This window comes from Xenorhabdus yunnanensis (assembly GCF_028598805.1).
Taxonomy (GTDB): Bacteria; Pseudomonadota; Gammaproteobacteria; order Enterobacterales; family Enterobacteriaceae; genus Xenorhabdus; species Xenorhabdus yunnanensis.
Genome location: NZ_JAQRFI010000225.1, coordinates 1 through 506, shown reverse-complemented (window position 1 = coordinate 506; position 506 = coordinate 1). Strand labels below are relative to the sequence as shown.

Annotated in this window: 1 protein-coding gene; it reads right to left on the bottom strand. The window is 45.1% G+C overall.

Features of this window, described 5'->3' with window-relative positions:
• The coding region (locus tag PSI23_RS21945; protein ID WP_273557040.1) for a DNA-packaging protein at positions 1–390 on the bottom strand (390 nt) is incomplete at its 3' end.
• Positions 391–506 lie beyond the last annotated feature (116 nt).

Here is a 506-nt window from a genome sequence, read left to right as displayed (position 1 = left end):
TCCGGCAACCAGTATTATTTTGGCGGGCTGTGGGGACATAGAGCCATCGGGAGAACGGTGATCGATTTCCTGTTTATCAGAGTAGCCGTGGTTAGCCAGCATCAGCTTAGTAATAGTCGCGTTGAAATTACCTGACAACCCCTTGTTAATCAGCCTACTTTCCTGTAGCGCCAAAATCCCTTCTAACGTGTCCGAAAACTCTTCTGATTGCTTCGCATATTCATAAACAGTTGAACGCGCTATAGCGAGATAACAGGCCAGTCCTGCAACGCTTGGAATGACCGCTTCTTCTTCATCTTTGTAACCGCCATACAGATATTCTTTTGCCTTAGCGATTAGCTCGCCAGTCAGCTTGCTAGGGCAACCAACCTGATTTGTTTGTTGTCCCATTTCCTTTTCCCCATAAATTAGAATAAATAACTGGTTCGGTTTATATAACCCCGTACTTTTTTAGTCGGGACTCTATAAAGTTCTGCATAAGTCACGCGTCACCGCCCTAAATATGG